11 protein-coding genes are annotated in these 16236 nt (G+C 68.5%); 4 read left to right on the top strand and 7 right to left on the bottom strand.

The features are described from left to right. Positions 1-6: 6 nt before the first annotated feature. The 4 genes from HUA75_RS18065 to HUA75_RS18050 are packed head-to-tail and all read right to left on the bottom strand — an operon-like array spanning position 7 to position 6032. Positions 7-1173, bottom strand: coding sequence for a hypothetical protein (locus HUA75_RS18065; protein ID WP_174487120.1), 1167 nt, complete (start codon positions 1171-1173; stop codon positions 7-9). A gap of 1 nt (position 1174) precedes the next feature. After that, positions 1175-1753: a MarR family winged helix-turn-helix transcriptional regulator gene (locus tag HUA75_RS18060; RefSeq protein ID WP_174455194.1), complete on the bottom strand. Its 579-nt coding sequence runs from the start codon at positions 1751-1753 to the stop codon at positions 1175-1177. Then, positions 1753-4899, bottom strand: coding sequence for an efflux RND transporter permease subunit (locus tag HUA75_RS18055; protein ID WP_174487119.1), 3147 nt, complete (start codon positions 4897-4899; stop codon positions 1753-1755). The genes HUA75_RS18060 and HUA75_RS18055 overlap by 1 nt, the downstream gene beginning before the upstream one ends. A gap of 35 nt (positions 4900-4934) precedes the next feature. Then, positions 4935-6032: an efflux RND transporter periplasmic adaptor subunit gene (locus tag HUA75_RS18050; protein ID WP_246137383.1), complete on the bottom strand. Its 1098-nt coding sequence runs from the start codon at positions 6030-6032 to the stop codon at positions 4935-4937. A gap of 302 nt (positions 6033-6334) precedes the next feature. Between HUA75_RS18050 and HUA75_RS18045 the strand changes: the two genes are divergently transcribed. Then, positions 6335-7474, top strand: a complete 1140-nt coding sequence (locus HUA75_RS18045) for an acyl-CoA dehydrogenase family protein (protein WP_141644930.1) — start codon at positions 6335-6337, stop codon at positions 7472-7474. Between the two features lie 81 nt (positions 7475-7555). Here the strand turns inward: HUA75_RS18045 and HUA75_RS18040 are convergent, their stop codons facing one another. Further along, positions 7556-7864, bottom strand: a complete 309-nt coding sequence (locus HUA75_RS18040; RefSeq protein ID WP_141644929.1) for a hypothetical protein — start codon at positions 7862-7864, stop codon at positions 7556-7558. A 56-nt stretch (positions 7865-7920) separates the two neighbouring features. Here HUA75_RS18040 and HUA75_RS18035 point away from each other — a divergent pair, with 56 nt between their 5' ends. After that, positions 7921-8532 carry a hypothetical protein gene (locus tag HUA75_RS18035; protein ID WP_174487118.1) on the top strand — a complete coding sequence of 204 codons (612 nt, stop codon included), beginning with the start codon at positions 7921-7923 and terminating at the stop codon, positions 8530-8532. A gap of 13 nt (positions 8533-8545) precedes the next feature. Here the strand turns inward: HUA75_RS18035 and HUA75_RS18030 are convergent, their stop codons facing one another. Then, on the bottom strand, positions 8546-8833 hold the full coding sequence (locus HUA75_RS18030) for a hypothetical protein (protein ID WP_141644927.1): 288 nt from the start codon (positions 8831-8833) through the stop codon (positions 8546-8548). Between the two features lie 59 nt (positions 8834-8892). Next, on the bottom strand, positions 8893-9309 hold the full coding sequence (locus HUA75_RS18025; RefSeq protein ID WP_141644926.1) for a hypothetical protein: 417 nt from the start codon (positions 9307-9309) through the stop codon (positions 8893-8895). 76 nt (positions 9310-9385) lie between these two features. Between HUA75_RS18025 and HUA75_RS18020 the strand changes: the two genes are divergently transcribed. Both HUA75_RS18020 and HUA75_RS18015 read left to right on the top strand, forming a co-directional pair. Next, positions 9386-10033, top strand: a complete 648-nt coding sequence (locus HUA75_RS18020) for an RlmE family RNA methyltransferase (RefSeq protein ID WP_141644925.1) — start codon at positions 9386-9388, stop codon at positions 10031-10033. A gap of 49 nt (positions 10034-10082) precedes the next feature. Next, a complete protein-coding gene (locus HUA75_RS18015) occupies positions 10083-16148 on the top strand; it encodes an alpha-2-macroglobulin (RefSeq protein WP_174487117.1) in 6066 nt (2021 codons plus the stop codon). Positions 16149-16236 lie beyond the last annotated feature (88 nt).

Raw genomic sequence — 16236 nt, 5'->3', positions numbered from 1 at the left:
CGCGGACTACGGAGTTCGTCCGGCGGAGGAGCGGCTCCAGAGCGCTTCGCCCCGTGCCGCGTGGCAGGTGTCGCCCACCAGGTCCAGCGCGAGCTGTCGATTCCGTGTGGCCACGGACGTGGGGGCCGCGAGCAGGCCTGTCTCGTCCATCCTGCGCACCGTGTTCTCCAGATACCTGCGCGCGCGCTCCACGGTGTCTTGTTGGCGTGCCGTGGGGCGCCAGCCGATGTCATCGCGGAAGCGTCCGAGCGTCTCCAGCAAGTGCCCCTGAAACTTCAGCATCTGCGCCAGCACCTGCTCGCGTTGCGTGGGCGCCGAAGCCCAGGCCGTCTCGTACTGCCGAGTCTCCGAGTCCAGCCGGTACAGCAACACCTCCACCTGTGCCGCCAGCCGTGGCCTCCACGTCGCACGCACGGATGGATGTCGTGCCCAGCCCGCCACGGCCTGGAAGTAATGCAACCCACCGCACGGATGCGCGTAGATGCCCTGACCTCGCTTGGGCACTTCGGGTCGCCCGGCCTTCATGCCCGAGGCGAGCGCGGCCTGCTCCGCTTCCAGCGTGGCGAGCGCGCGCTCCATCACCGCATCCACGCTCACCTTGCGTCCCGTGCCGTCGCGGAACGTGTCGCCAGGACGAGCGCTCAGCGAGAGGACCTCGAGCTTCCAGGCGCTCTCGGGCGAGGCCACCTGTTCCATCCGGAAGTCGCGCTTCACGTCCTCCACCAGCTCGCGCAGCGTCACCGTGCCCCATGCCGTCGTGAAGCGCTGGGACAGCGGCTGGCCTGCGGCCAGCAACGTCTTCACGAGGAGGGCAGGATGGGGTTCGACGGGAGTCCCGTCGGGAGTGGAGGACTCGAAGAAGAGGTCCGGCTGCTTCGAGGGACTGTCTTCGGACGCGGGAGTCCGGCGTAGGAAGTCGGATACCATCACGTCGGAGGCGAGCCGGCCGTCACTCGCGCGGAAGGCCTGGCCCTCCAGCACGACGCCGTGCGCGAGCGCCCAGGGATTGCGCGCATCCGTGGCCCAGGCGCGGCACCGTCCGGCCAGCTCCTGGCCCAGCGGGGTGGCACCCGACGCCGGGGTGACGAGCACGAGAATGAAGAGGGAGAGCGGCCTCGGGAAACAACGGAGCGCGCGCCGGGCGGAGGTCGCCACCGGCGCGCGCTCGTGCATCCTAGAGGGCCTGCTCGGAGGCGGGGCCCCCGAGCCGCTTCAGCACCCGCTCCAGCAGGCCGAAGAGGGCCTCCTGGTCGTCGGCGGGGAGCAGGTCCAGCATGCGTCGCAGGCCCTGGTCCACGCTGCGACTGATGAGGTTGAAGAGCTTGACGCCCTCCGTGGTGAGCTGCGCGACGACGGCGCGCCGGTCCTCGGCGTCCCTCGTGCGCTCCACCAGCTTCATGTCCTCCAGCCGGTCCACCACACCGGTGATGGTCTTCTTGGTGATGCCGACACGCTGGGCCAGGACGCCCACGTGCGTGGGGCCGTCATTGCCCAGCCACATCAGCGCGTGGATCTGCGTGGGGGTGAGTTGGTTGCTCTCGCAGATGCCATGCAGCGGGTCCCGCAGGGAGCGGTACCGCCCCAACTGGATGATGAGCTCGTGCAGCCGCCGTGACGCGGGCGTGGGGGAGTCCTGCTCGGCCTCGGGCAGGGCGTCGTCCGTGACGCCGCCCTCCTCGGTGAGCTCGAGCTCCTCCTCGCCTGCGCCGGACGGCTGCACGCGGAGGGCCGGTCTGTTCGCCGGCACTCGCATCAGGCCGTCTCCACTCGAGCGGCCGCGGCCACCGCGGCCTTCTCGCCGTGCGGACCCACCGCGTGCGGCGTGCCATGGTCCGGGGCGGTGCCCGGGCCCTTGCGCCGCTTGAACTTCTCCGTGAGCTGGTCCAACAGCGAGTACACCACCGGCACCACGCCCAGCGTCAGCACGGTGGAGGTGATGAGGCCGCCGATGATGGTGATGGCCATGGGCGCGCGCGTCTCCGCGCCGTCGCCCCGGGCAATCGCCACCGGAATCATGCCGGCGATCATCGCGATGGTCGTCATGAGAATCGGACGCAGACGGACCGGAGCGGCGCCCAGCAGCGCCTCCGTGGCGCTCTTGCCTTCCTCACGCAGCTGCAGCGTGAAGTCGACCAGGAGGATGCCGTTCTTCACCACCAGACCCATGAGCATGATGACGCCGATGAGGGCGAACATGGACATGGCCTGACCGGTGATGAGCAGCGCGCCAATGGCGCCGATGAAGGCGAAGGGCAGCGACAACATGATGGTGAACGGGTGGACGAGGCTTTCGAACTGCGCCGCCAGAATCATGTACACGAGGATGATGCCGAGCAGCAGCGCGGCGCCGAACGCGGACACCGCCTTGCCCATCTCCTTCGCGTTGCCCTCGAAGTCGTAGATGATCCCCTTGGGCACTTCCTTCTCCGCGGTCGTGTTCATGAAGGCCACGGCGTCACCCAGCTGGTAGCCGGAGGCCAGGTTGGCGAGCAGGGTGATCTGCCGCTTCTGGGACTCACGGTCGATCTGCACCGGGCCATCCGCCGGAGTGACGGAGGCCAGGTTGCGCAGCTCCACGAGCTGCCCGCTGGGAGCACGCACCGTGAGCTTGCCGAGTGCATCGGCGGACGCCAGGGTCTCCGGCGGCAGCCGCAGCTTCACCTCGTACGTCTCGCCGCCCTCTCGGTAGTCCGCGAACTTGTCGCGGCCGAGGAAGGCGCGCAGCGTGGAGCCCAGCGACGCGGCCGGGACACCGAGGCTGGCGGCGCGCTCGCGGTCCACCACCACGTCGTACTGGGGTTTGCCGGAGCGGTACGTGGAGTCGATGTCCACCAGGCCCTTGTTGGTCCTCATCGCCACCTTCATCTTCTCCGCCGTGGCGATGAGCTCCTGCCAGTTGTCGCCGCGCAGGTTGAACTGCACCTGCTGCGAGCGCGAACCACCACCGGCGATGCCAGTGACGTCCTGCACCGTCACCGACACGCCCGGACGGGGCTTGATGGCGCCGCGCAGGTACGTCTTCAGCTCACCCTGCGGATAGCTGCGCTCCTTGATGGGCACCAGGTTGATGAGCAGCTCGCCCTTGTGGACTTCCTCCTGCACGCCGCCACCGACAGTGGCGAAGGTGGAGGCAATGCCCGGCAGTGCACGCACCTGGGCGTCGAGCTGGTCGATCTCCGCCTGCGTCTCGTAGAGCGTCGAGCCGATGGGGAGCTCCACCGCCAGCTTGATGTTCCCGTTGTCCGACTCCGGGATGAACGTGAACTTGAGGAAGCGGGCCAGGCCGAAGGTCGCGAAGAGCACCACCACCGCCACCGCCATCGTCACCAGGCGGCGACGGAGGATGGCGGCCAGCATCTTGCGGTAGCCGTTCTCCATGCCCACCAGCACCTTCTCCACCGCCGCGGACACGCCCGTGGGCTGACCGTGGTGGCGCAGCATGCGCGAGGACAGCATGGGCGTGAGCGTCATGGACACGGCGTAGGAGATGAGCGTCGCCACCGCCACCGTGACACCGAACTGGTAGAAGAACATGCCCATGATGCCGTCCATGAACGCCACGGGGATGAACACCGCGACGATGGCCAGCGTCACCGCGAGCACGGCGAGGGCAATCTGCCCGGCGCCATCCAGCGCGGCCTGCATGGGCGTCTTTCCCTCTTCCATGTGACGGACGATGTTCTCGATGACCACGATGGCGTCGTCGATGAGCAGACCGATGGAGAGCGTCAGCGCCAGCATCGTGATCATGTTGAAGGTGAAGCCCAGCGCCGCCATCACCGCGAACGTGCCAACCACGGACACCGGCAGGGCGACGGCCGCGACGATGGTGGAGTTCAGGTTGCGCAGGAACAGCAGCACGATGACCACGGCGAGGATGCCGCCGAGCACCATGTCGAACTGCACCGAGGCGATGGACGAGCGGATGAAGCGCGCGTTGTCCGACACCATGTCCACGGTGATGCCCTCGGGCAGCCGGCTGTTGATCTCTCCCAGGGACTCCTTGACGAGCGAGGCCACCTGCACCGTGTTGGAGCCGGACTGCTTGCGCACCACCAGCGCCACCGCGCTGCGGTCGCCGTTCTTCGCGGCGCCACGCGCTTCCTCGGGGCCGTCCACCACGTCGGCGATGTCTCGCACGCGCACCGGCGCGCCGTTGGGGCTGGCGATGATGATGTTGCGGATCTCATCCACGCTCTTCGCCTCGGACGTGAGGCGCAGCACGCGCTCGCGACCGCCGTCCATGGTGCGGCCACCCGGGACGTCCAGGCTCTGAGCGCGCACCGCCTGGCTCACGTCGCTGATGGCCAGCCCGAAGCCGCGCAGGCGGTCCGGGTCGACGACGAGCTGGATCTCCCGCTCGCGACCGCCGATGACGTCGATGCTGCCCACGCCCTTCTGGCGCTGCAGCGCGGGCTTGATGATGTCCTCCGCCGTGCGCGTCAGCTCTTCAATCGGGAGCGCGCCAGACAGCGACAGGGTGATGATGGGGGCTGCGCCGATGTCGAACTTCTCGACGACGGGCGTCTCGATTTCGTCCGGCAGCTTGCTCAGCGTGGCCTGGACGCGATCACGCACGTCCTGCGCGGCCACGTCCACCTTGCTGGCCAGGGTGAAGCGCACGACGATCTGCGACACGCTCTCCATGTTGATGGAGCGAAGCTGCTCCACGCCGTTGAGCGTGTTGAGCGCCTCTTCCAGCGGGTCACTGACGTTCTTCTCGATGGTCTCCGGGTCCGCGCCGGGAAGCACCGTCGTCACGGTAACGACGGGGAAGTCGACGTCGGGGAACTGGTCGACGCCGATGCGCGGGTAAGCGTTGATGCCGAACACGACCACCGCCATCATCAACATGGCGGTGAAGATGGGCCGTGAAATAAATGTCTTGAGCGGGCTCATTCAGGAGCTCCAAAAGGTAAGGGGGAGGGCAGGCGTCACTGCACCACGCGGACGGCCGTGCCCTCCTTCACGTCCAGGGAAGAGTCGGCGAGCACGCGCTCGTCGGCGGCCAGGCCCTGGAGAATGCGCACGTAGCCGGGGAGCACTCGCTCCACGCGCACGTCGCGCTTGCGCACGGTTCCGTCCTGCACCACCCACACGAAGCCGGTCTGCCCCCGCGCGCTGACGGCCTGCGTCGGCAGGAAGAGGCCCTTGTCGTCGGACTGGCCCGCCACGTTGGAGAAGTCCAGGTCCACCAGCGCGCCCGGGCGCAGCGGCGACGCCGTCTCACCCACCACGTCCGCCAGCACCTCCACCGTGCGGTTGGTGATGTCGACGGTGGCGCCCACGTTGGCGACCGTCACCTCGAAGCGCATCCCGCTGGGGCTCACCGTGCCCTGCGTCTTGGAGCCGGGCTTGATCTTGTCCACCACGGACTCCGGCACCAGCGCGCGCACTTCCAGGCCGGTGATGTCCACCAGCGTGAAGACGGGCGTGGGCGGCATCATCGCCACCGTGTCGCCGATGTTCTTCATGCGCGCGGTGATGACGCCGTCGAAGGGCGCGATGATGGCCATGTCGCGCAGGTTCTCCTCCGCCATGCGCAGCGTGGCGCCCGCCTGGGCGGCCTGGGCGGCGGCCTGCTTCGTGCCAATCTCCGCCTGATCCAACCCCGCCGCGGCGATGCCACCCGACTCCGCCACCTTGCGGGTGCGCTCCAGGTTGTTCGTCGCCAGCTGCAGCGCCGCGTCCGCGGCCGCCTTCACCGCCCGGGCCTGCTCCACGCCAATGACGACGTTGGAGGTATCCAGCACCGCCAGCGGCTGGCCCTTCTTCACCTTGTCGCCGACCTTCACCAGCATCTTCGCGATGGTGCCGGTGGCCTGCGCGCTCAGCGTCGCCTCCTGCTTGGAGCGGACCTGACCGGTCACGCGGGTCATGCTGGCCTCCAGCTCCGTCGCGGGCGCGATGGCCTTCACACCCATCGCCGCCGGGCCCTGCTGCTCGGGCAGGGCCGGCTTGGCGCCGCCCTTGCCGCAGCCCGTCATCATCACCGCCGCCAGCACCGCGGCCACCCACATGCGTCGAATCACGGTCGTCCTGCTCCTGCCAGCTCGCGGTCCCCGGACCCCTCCAGGACTCCACGCCGGCTCAAACCTTTGGAAATTCTGCGGCCCGGAAACTACAGTTCCTGAACTGTCTGTCAAGGAGATACTCCGCGATGCGGACTATCTCCCACCGGGCCTACCTAACGCCCGCCTGCCGGGCGAGCAGGACTTTCTTCAGGGGTTGCCCCGGAGTACGGGGCTGATGGCCGGTCCTTGTTGCTTCCCCGGGACGCCTGCTATTGATTCTAAAATCAATCTTGTTGTCCCCCCGCCAATGAGGAGTGTGCATGCCGAACCCCTTCACCGAGGAGCACGAGGCCTTCCGCAAGACGGTGCGCGCGTTTGTCGAAAAGGAAATGGCGCCGTACGGGTTGGAGTGGGACCGGGCGGGCATCTTTCCTCGCGAGCTGTTCAAGAAGTGCGCGGACCTGGGCTTCCTCGGCATCAACCATGATCCGAAGTTCGGCGGCAGTGGGCTGGACTACTGGTACGTGACGGCGTTCTGCGAAGAGCTGAGCTACAGCCGCAACGCGGGCGTGAACATGGCGCTGCTGGTGCAGAGCCAGATGGCCACGCCCATCATCAACGAGATTGGCACCGACGAGCAGAAGCGGGAGTTCCTGGAGCCCGCGCTCAAGGGTGAGCGCATCGCCGCGCTGGGCGTGAGCGAGCCGGGCTGCGGCTCGGACGTGGCGAGCATCAAGACGACGGCGCGGCGCGACGGCGACGACTACGTCATCAATGGCTCGAAGATGTGGATCACCAACGGCACGCGCGCGGACTTCATCACCCTGGCGGTGCGCACGGGTGGCGAGGGCTACGGCGGCATCTCCCTGGTGACGTTCCCCACGGACGTGAAGGGCTTCGGCGTCTCCAAGAAGCTGGACAAGATTGGCAACCTGTCCTCGGACACGGCCATCCTCTACTTCGAGGACTGTCGCATCCCCGCCCGCTACGTGCTGGGCGAGGAGAACGAGGGCTTCTACCACATCATGACGAACTTCCAGGGCGAGCGCCTGGTCGGCGCCATTACCACCGTGTCCGGCATGGAGCGGATGATGGAGGACGCCATCCAGTACGGCAACGAGCGCGAGGCGTTCGGCCGGCCGCTGATGAAGTTCCAGGTGTGGCGCCACAAGTTCGTGGAGCACCTGACGGCCATCGAAGCGGCGAAGCGGCTGACGTACCACGCGGTGGACCTCTTCGACCGGAAGGAGAACCCGGTGAAGGAGGTCTCCATGGCGAAGTTGTTCGCGGGAGACCTGGCCCAGCGCGTCGCCTACGACACGCAGCAGTTCTTCGGCGGCATGGGCTACATCGAGGAGACGCCCATCGCCCGCATGTGGCGTGACGTGCGCCTCATCACCATCGGCGGTGGGACTTCCGAGGTGATGAAGGAGATCATCTCGAAGCTCTACGGCTTCTGAGCCGTGTGGACGGGGCGGGTCCGTCAGTCAGGGCCCGCCCGTCGCCTCGAACACCCGCCTGGACCCGCGACGCGCCGGGGCCTACCGGGTGCTCTGATGCTGCTGCGCGTAGGTGCCGCTGTTCTGCTCCTCCTCGATGACCTGGATGGCCGCGCTGCCCGCCGCCGCCGCGCCGGCGCCCGTGGGCGAGCCCTCCGCGGGACGCGGCTGACACACGCACCCGGCCGAGCTGCGGATGACGACCACCGCGCCCAGCTCCATGTCCAGGTCGGTGCAGATCTGCTTGCACTCGGTGGCCCGCTCCTTGGGGACGGCGTAGTTGGTGGCGCCGATGGTGGTGCAGCCCGTCAGGCACAGCAGCGTGGACACGGCGAGGAGGTTGCGGATCATGTCCCGCCGTTTAGCACGGGCCGCGCGTCGGTTAGGGTGTCGCCGTGGAGGTGGTGATGGCACCTGTGATTCCGGCGAGCGTGGCGTGGTACGTGACGGGCCGTTTCTATCTGGCGTCGAAGGACTCGATGCTCCAGGACCTGGGCTACTTCATCCACCTGGAGGGGTTGCACGGGCCGCTGTTCGAGGACCCCAGCGGGAAGGTGGCCGAGTCCACCGCGCGCCTCACCTTCCGCTCCACGCCGTTCAAGTCCGTGACGCTCGACAACGGCGGCCTGTCGCTGAGCGTGGACCCGGTGGGGGACTTCACCGTCTACCTCACCGAGCAAGGCGTTAAGCGGCCCCACTTCGACGACCCGGAGTCGTTCTCCGCCGGGCGTCCCATCGCCACGTTCCGCCGGGCAAGTGTCGTGGTGGGCGGCGCCTTCGACGGGCCGGCGAGTTCCGGACGCTCGTTGTCACTCAACGTCTTCACGGCGCGCATCGTGTGGAGCACCGGGTTCGAGCTGAACGGCGCGCGCTACGACTTGAAGGACCTCCTGCCCCACGGAATCACGCAGTGGGGCGAGTGTGGACCTTCCGCGCTCGCGAACCCGCCGCAGGGCTTCTCCAAGGTCGTCCCGTTCGTGGGTTCGGCCGTGGCGGTGGCGCCGGGGCTTTCGCGCTGAGCCGTCGCCCTCGTCAGCGCTTCCTGAACAGAGCCTCCGCGGCGTTCATCATCGCGTCGCGGCTGGCCTTCGCGTGCAGGCCGCCTTCGCCCACCTGGAACAGCTCGCAGAAGTTGGCGCCGTCCTTGTCGGCGGGCACCTCCGCGAAGGGCTCCTTGCACTCCTTGGCCACGCTCGCGTCGTAGTGCCGACAGTTGCGGCACGAGCGCACGTCTTCGTCACAGTTCGGACACGTGTCGCTGCGTCCCACCTGATTGGCGATGATGTCGAGCGAGTGTCCACAGTGCGCACAGCCGGGCATGGCCACCTCCGCGAGAGCAGGGTCGCCATTGTGCCAGCGCGCCGAGGCGCCTGGGAGTCCTACCGTTGGAGGCTGGACATGAGTGCTCCCGTGGGCTCCGAGGGAGCAACCGACGGGGGCGAGGACGGGCGCAGGTCGCCCATGGCATCCAGGAGCTGGTCATCCAGGCGCTTGAGCAGGAACAGCACATACGCGCCCACCAGGGCCATGGCGGCCGCCAGGATGCCGAGCATCATGCCCCGCTCCCACAGGTGGGCCTTCTCCATCACCCCGCGCCGCTCGGCGAAGGTCTTCAGCTGGGCGTCCGCGGCCTTGCCGTCCAGCCGCAGCGCATAATCCTCGGCCTGGGCGGTGCCTCGCTCCATCAGCCACTGGCCCTGGACCTGGAGTGCGTCCGCCCGGGTGTAGCAGTAGACCGCTCCACCCGACGAAAACAGGGTGAGGCACAGCGCTGCCGTCAAGCTCCGGGTGCCCATCTCAACGTCCTCCGGATCCGCCATTGCGCGGGCCTCGACACCCACGACCGCTCCGGCTTCCCGAAGACAGTAGCGGATGGTAGGGAGCCCCTCTGACATGGGCAAGCCCTACCGTCCTAAAGACCACTATTTCCAGAAAGCCAAGCAGGAGGGCCTTCGCGCTCGCTCCGCCTTCAAGGTGGACGAGCTCATCAAGCGCTTCCCCATGGTGAAGAAGGGCCATGTAGTGCTCGACCTGGGGGCCGCGCCTGGAGGGTTCCTCCAGATTCTCGCGGAGGCCGTGGGCGCTTCGGGGCAGGTGATTGGCGTGGATATCGTCGCCATCCGTCCCTTCACGCAGCGGCACGTGCGCACGGCGGTGCTGGACGTGCTCGCGGACGACTTCGACGCGAAGCTGACCGCGATGCATGACGGTCTGTTCGACGCGGTCATCTCCGACATGGCGCCGAAGACGAGCGGCATCAAGGCCACAGATGAGGCGCGCAGCCTGCGACTGGCGGGCAAGGCGCTGGAGCTCGCGGTGGCGCGGGGCCGGCCGGGCTCGTCCTTCGTGGCGAAGGTGTTCATGGGCGGCGACTTCGAGGACTTCCGCAACCAGGTGCGCGCCCTCTTCGAGGAAGTGAAGGTGGTTCGCCCCGAGGCAACGCGCGGCGCCAGCATGGAGGTCTATCTGGTGGGGCTGCGTCGCAAGGCCCCCTCGGGCGAGGCGACTCCGACTTCCTGAGCCGTAATGTGGAACGCCTGGGCGGCCTCCTGTGTCTAGAGTGCCGACCATGCACCACACCCTCCGGACCTGGACATCCGCTGTCGCGCTGTCGCTGTTGTCCCTGTTGCTGCTCGCCACGCCCGTGGCCCGAGCGGCGCAGGCCAAGGCGCTCTCTTCCTGGAAGGACATCGACGCGCTGGTGTCGAACCAGAAGGTGGAGGCCGCCGCGCAGGCCGCGGAGGCCCGCCTCGCCCAGGCGCGCAACGGCGCGGACGAGTCCGAGTGGGCGCGCGCGCTGATTCGCACCGTACAGCTCCGCTCGGCGTTGCACGGCTATGAGACGGCGGTGCGCTTCCTGCGTGAACAACCCTGGCCCAAGGGTGCGCTGGCTCGCGCGACGCTGAACCTCTACTACGCCAACGCGCTCGTCACCTATGCGCAGGCGTACGGCTGGGAGGTGCGGCAGCGCGAGCAGGTGGCGTCATCGGGGCCGGTGGACCTGAAGGCGTGGACGTACGACCAGATTCTCACCGAGGCCCAGCGCGCCTACGAGGACGTCTGGAAGCAGCGGCAGTCGTTGGGCGCCGAGCCGGTGAAGGTGCTGTCCGAGTACGTCGAGCCCAACACCTATCCCGCGGGCATCCGCTCCACGCTGCGCGACGCCGTCTCGTACCTGCGCGTGGAGCTGCTGGCGGACAGCTCGCACTGGCGGCCCGAGCAGGCCAACGAGGTGTTCCGGTTGGACCTGGGCTCGCTGTTGGAGGGCGCGCCAACGGTGGAGCTGACGGATGCCAACATCCACCCGCTGGTGAAGGTGGCCGCGGTGCTGGGGGACCTGGAGGCGTGGCACCGGACGGGCGGGCGGCGTGAGGCGGCGCTGGAGGCCCGGCTTCGTCGCTACGAGGTGCTGCACCAGCACTTCTCCGAGGCGGAGGACCGCGCGAGCATCCGTCAACACCTGGCCGCGCACCTGAACGCGTTCCGGGACGTGCCCTGGTGGTCCATGGGGCAGGGACTGCTCGCGGAGCAGGAGAACGCCGCGGGCCACGCGGTGCGCGCGCATGCGCTGGCGAAGGAGGGAATGCAGGCCCACCCGAAGTCGCTGGGGGCCACGCGCTGTCGCACGCTGGTGGAGACGCTGGAGGCGCCTGATTTCCGCGTCGCCTCCATGCAGTCGGACGGCGCGGACCGCCGCTCCATCGAGGTGACCCACCGCAACGTGCCGGTGGTCTACTTCCGGGCGTTCCTGCTCGACGTCGAGGCGCGGCTGAAGAAGGTGGACGACTACAACGTCCTGCCCTCTGGCGACGAGCTGATGCGCTACAACCGGGGACGCAAGCCCACGACGACGTGGTCTACCCAGCTCCCCGCGACGCCCGACTTCCAGTTGCACCGCACCTTTGTCACGCCTCCGCTGAAGGAGACGGGCACGTACCTCATCCTCTCCTCAGCGCGCGAGGACTTCCGGGAGAAGGGCAACCGCATCCAGGCCACCTTCCTGGCCGTGACGCCGTGGGTGGCCCTCACCCGGAACGTGGAGGGCAACTCGCTGGAGGCGCGCATCCTGAAGGGTGACTCGGGCAAGCCCGCCTCGGAAGTGTTGGTGCGGCTCATCCAGATGGACTACCGCACCGGCTTCCGCGAGGCGGCCCGCGCCCGGACGAATCCTCAGGGTGACGTGTCCTTCCCCGCGCCGCCGGGGCAGGGCTACCGCTCGTATCTGATGGTGGTGGGCGAGGGACGCGGGGCCTTGCTCTTGCCCAATGGCCTGGCCTTCTACAACCGCTCGCCGCCGAAGGAGGCGACGTCGTCCCTGGTCTTCACGGACCGGAGCGTCTACCGGCCCTTGCAGAAGGTGCAGTGGAAGGTGGTGGCCTTCTCAGGACGTGGAGACCAGGCGCGGTACAAGACCTTGGAGCAGCACAGCCTGGTGGTGAGGTTGATCGACCCGAACCACCAGGAGGTGGAGCGGCTCAACGTTCGCACCAATGACTTCGGCTCGGTGGCGGGCGAGTTCACCGTTCCGACGGGGCGGCTGCTGGGCGTCTGGACGGTGCAGGTGGAGTCCGGGGGCTCGTCCACGATTCGCGTGGAGGAGTACAAGCGGCCCACCTTCGAGGTGACGCTGAAGGACGCGGACGCGCCGCTGCGGCTGAACCGTCCGGCCACCTTCAAGGGCGAGGCGCGCTACTACTTCGGCCTGCCCGTGGCGTCGGGCACGGTGCGCTGGCGTGCCTACCGTGAGCCGGTGCTGCCCTGGTGGTGGTGGTACGACTCCGGCTTCATCTCTCGGCAGCGGCAGCTCGTGGCCGCGGGCTCGTCGTCGGTGGAGGAGGACGGCGGCTTCAAGGTGACCTTCACCCCGGAGGCCGATGAGCGCTCCGCGCGCACGCCGGGCCTCACGTGGCGCTATCGCGTGGAGGCCGATGCCACGGACGAGGGCGGCGAGACGCGCTCGGCCAGTCGGGCCTTCCGCCTGGGCTTCGTCGCGGTGGAGGGGCGCGTGGACACGGACACGGGTTTCCTGCGCGAAGGCTCGCAGGCCGAGGTCCGACTGGTGCGCTCCACCCTGGACGGCGCGCCGCAGCCGGGCGCGGGACGCTGGCGCCTGGTCGCGTTGAAGCAGCCCACGCAGCCGCTGATGCCCGCGGACGAGCCGCAGCCTGCGCTCCCGTTCCTGGAGGCGGACCCGGACGCGGTGAAGAAGCCCACGCCGGGTGACGCGCTCCAGGCGCGGTGGATGCAGACGTACAAGCCGCAGTCCGTGATGGCTCGCTGGGAGGACGGCGCGGAGCAGACGAAGGGCACCGTGCAGCACGGCGCGGACGGTGTCGCGCGCGTGAAGCTGCCCTCGCTGAAGGCGGGCGCCTATCGGCTGCACTACGAGACGACGGATGCCTTCGGGCAGAAGTTCACGGTGGCGCGCGAACTGCTGGTCGCGGGTGCGCGCGCGCCCGTCGCACTGGCGGCGGCGCTGACGGTGGAGAACTCGAGCGTGCGCGTCGGAGAGGTGGCTCGGTTGCTGGCCATCTCCGGCTTCGAGGGCCAGCCGTTGATGTTGGACCTCTACCAGGGCGACCAGCGCGTCCTGCGCAAGTCGCTGGTGGGCGGCCAGACGCCGGCGGTGGTGGAGGTGCCGGTGACGGAGGCGCTGCGTGGAGGCTTCACCGCGGTGCTGACGCTCGTACGCGACTGGCAGCTCGTCCAGTTCTCCGAGCACGTGTTCGTCCCGTGGGACAACAAGGAGCTGAGCCTGGAGTTCGCCACGTTCCGCGACAAGCTCCGCCCGGGCGCGAAGGAGACCTTCCGTGTGACGGTGAAGGGCCCCAAGGGCGCGAAGGTGGAGGCGGGCGCGGCCGAGCTGCTCGCGTATATGTACGACCAGTCGTTGGACCTGTTCGCGCCGCACTCGCCGCCGAGTGTCTCCTCGCTCTATCCGCCGCGCATGTCGTCGGTGTCCCTGCTGTCGTCCCTGTCGATGGGGCAGTCGCAGTGGCTCGTCTCCCAGGGCTATGGCGAGGCCTTCCAGTGGGAGCCTCCGACCTCGGATCGGCTGAAGTTCGAGGACAACTACGGCCTGGGAGGGCCAGGGCGCAGACGCTACCGGAATGGGAACTCGCGGTCCTTCGAGTCCTTCGGAGGTGTCTCCGCGCCGCGCCCGGCGCCGGTGGCTCGCTCCGAGTCGAAGGAGAAGTCGATGCGGGAAGAGCCCGAGGCTCCACCTCCGCCGCCCGGCATGCCCCCGATGGAGGAGATGAACGCCGCGGCGGACAAGCTGCAAGGCGCTCCCGCCCAGGCCGAGGCGGCCGCACCAGCCGCGCTGCGCTCCAACTTCGCCGAGACGGCGTTCTGGGTGCCGCAGCTCCTCACGGGCGCTGACGGGTCCGCGACGCTGGAGTTCACCGTGCCGGACTCGGTGACAGCGTGGAGAGTGTGGGTCCACGGCCTGACGAGGGACCTGGAGGGCGGCTCGGTGCAGCGCACCACCCGCAGCGTGAAGGAGCTGATGGTGCGGCCCTACGTGCCGCGCTTCCTGCGTGAGGGAGACCGCGCGGTGCTGGAGGTGGTGGTGAACAACGCGTCGGAAGAGGCGCGCCAGGGCACGCTCACGCTGGACATCGTGGACCCGGAGACGCGCAAGAGCCTGCTGTCGGAGTTCGGGGTGAAGGGCGCGTCGCAGAGCTTCACGGTGGCGCCGGGGAAGGGGACGAACCTGCGCTTCCCGCTCACCACGCCCGCGCGCGTCGGGACGGTGGCCTTCCGTGTGGAGGCTCGCGCGGGGAACCTGAGCGACGGCGAGCTGCGGCCGTTGCCCGTGCTGCCCGGCCGCGTCCACCTGGCGCAGTCGCGCTTCGTCACGTTGAAGGGGCCGGGCTCCAAGACGATGCGCTTCGACGACTTGAAGAAGGGGGGCGACGCGACGCGGGTGAACGAGCAGCTCGTCGTCACCGTGGACACGCAGTTGTTCTACGCGGCGCTCCAGTCCCTGCCGTACCTGGTGAACTATCCCTATGAGTGCTCGGAGCAGACGCTCAATCGCTTCGTGTCCTCCGGCATCCTCGCCAGCCTCTACGCGAAGTATCCGGCAGTGGCGAAGATGGCGAAGGAGATGAGCCAGCGTCCCACGCGCTTCGAGACCTGGGACTCGGTGGACCCCAATCGGAAGATGACGCTGGAGGAGACGCCCTGGCTGGAGATGGCGAAGGGCGGTCCGGATTCGGACCAGGACCTGGTGAAGGTGCTGGACCCCAAGATTGCGCGCGCCGAGCGCGACGCGGCCATGGGGAAGCTGCGCAAGGCACAGACGTCCAGCGGTGGTTTCCCCTGGTGGCCGGGCGGCCCGCCGTCGCCGTACATGACGCTCTACATCGTCCACGGCCTGTCGCGCGCCATGGAGTACGGCGTCGAGGTGCCGCAGGACATGACGCGCAACGCGTGGGGCTATCTGGCCCGGCACTTCCGAGAGGAGTACGCGGAGAAGCTCACGAAGAAGGGGCAGAGCTGGGAGTTCATCACGTTCCTCAACTACGTGGCCTCCGCGTACCCGGATGCCAGCTACACCGGCGAGGCGCTGACCGCGGACGAGCGCAAGGCGATGCTCGCCTTCAGCTTCACGCACTGGAAGAAGCACTCGCCCTACCTGAAGGGCTACCTGTCGCTGACGCTGAAGCGCGCGGGACGCCAGTCGGACGCGCTGAAGGTCTGGGACAGCGTGATGGACTCGTCGAAGACGACGGAGGACCTGGGCACCTACTGGGCGCCCGAGGACCGCAGCTGGCTCTGGTACAACGACACCACGGAGACGCAGGCCTTCGCCCTGCGCGTGCTGACGGAGCTCAAGCCGAAGGACGAGCGGCGCGAGGGCCTGGTGCAGTGGTTGTTGCTCGACAAGAAGCTCAACCACTGGAAGTCCACGCGCGCCACGGCCGAGGCGCTCTACGCGCTGGTGAAGTACCTGGAGGCGGAGGGCGCCCTGGGCATCCGCGAGGACGCGAAGGTGACGGTGGGCCCGCGCGTGGTGCAGATGGAGTTCGCGCCGGACGTGTACACGGGGAAGAAGAACCAGGTGGTGGTGCCGGGGCCGGAGCTCCGGCCGGAGACGATGAGCTCCGTGGTGGTGGAGAGGACGACGAAGGGCTTCGCCTTCGCCTCGGCCACATGGCACTTCTCCACCGAGAAGCTGCCAGACGAGGACCGAGGGGACTTCTTCCAGGTGTCGCGCCGCTACTTCCGCCGCGAGCGCGAGGGCCGCGAGGCCGTGCTCCAGCCGCTCGCCGAGGGGGCGCTGCTCAACCCCGGTGACGAGGTGGAGGTGCAGCTGTCACTGCGCACGAAACACGCCGCGGAGTACGTCCACCTGAGAGATCCGCGTGCCGCGGGCCTGGAGCCGGAGAACGCGCAGTCCCGCCACAAGTGGGACCTGGGCATCGTCTGGTACGAGGAGACGCGCGACTCGGGCACCAACTTCTTCTTCGAGTGGCTGCCCGCGGGTGAATACACCTTCAAGTACCGGCTGCGCGCGAACATGGCGGGCACCTTCCGCGTGGGTCCCGCCACCGTGCAGTCCATGTACGCGCCGGAGTTCACCGCGTACTCGACGGGCGCGGTGCTCACCGTGGGGCCGGCGAAGTAGCGCGGGCTTCACGGCGGTCCTCCTGGTTTCGACTCAGGGCCCGACTCGGAGACACGAGCGGGCCCTGGGTGTTTTCAGGCGACCGGGC

This window comes from Myxococcus sp. CA040A (assembly GCF_013336725.1).
Taxonomy (GTDB): domain Bacteria; phylum Myxococcota; class Myxococcia; order Myxococcales; family Myxococcaceae; genus Myxococcus; species Myxococcus llanfairpwllgwyngyllgogerychwyrndrobwllllantysiliogogogochensis.
This window is presented reverse-complemented; position numbering and strand designations above follow the sequence as displayed.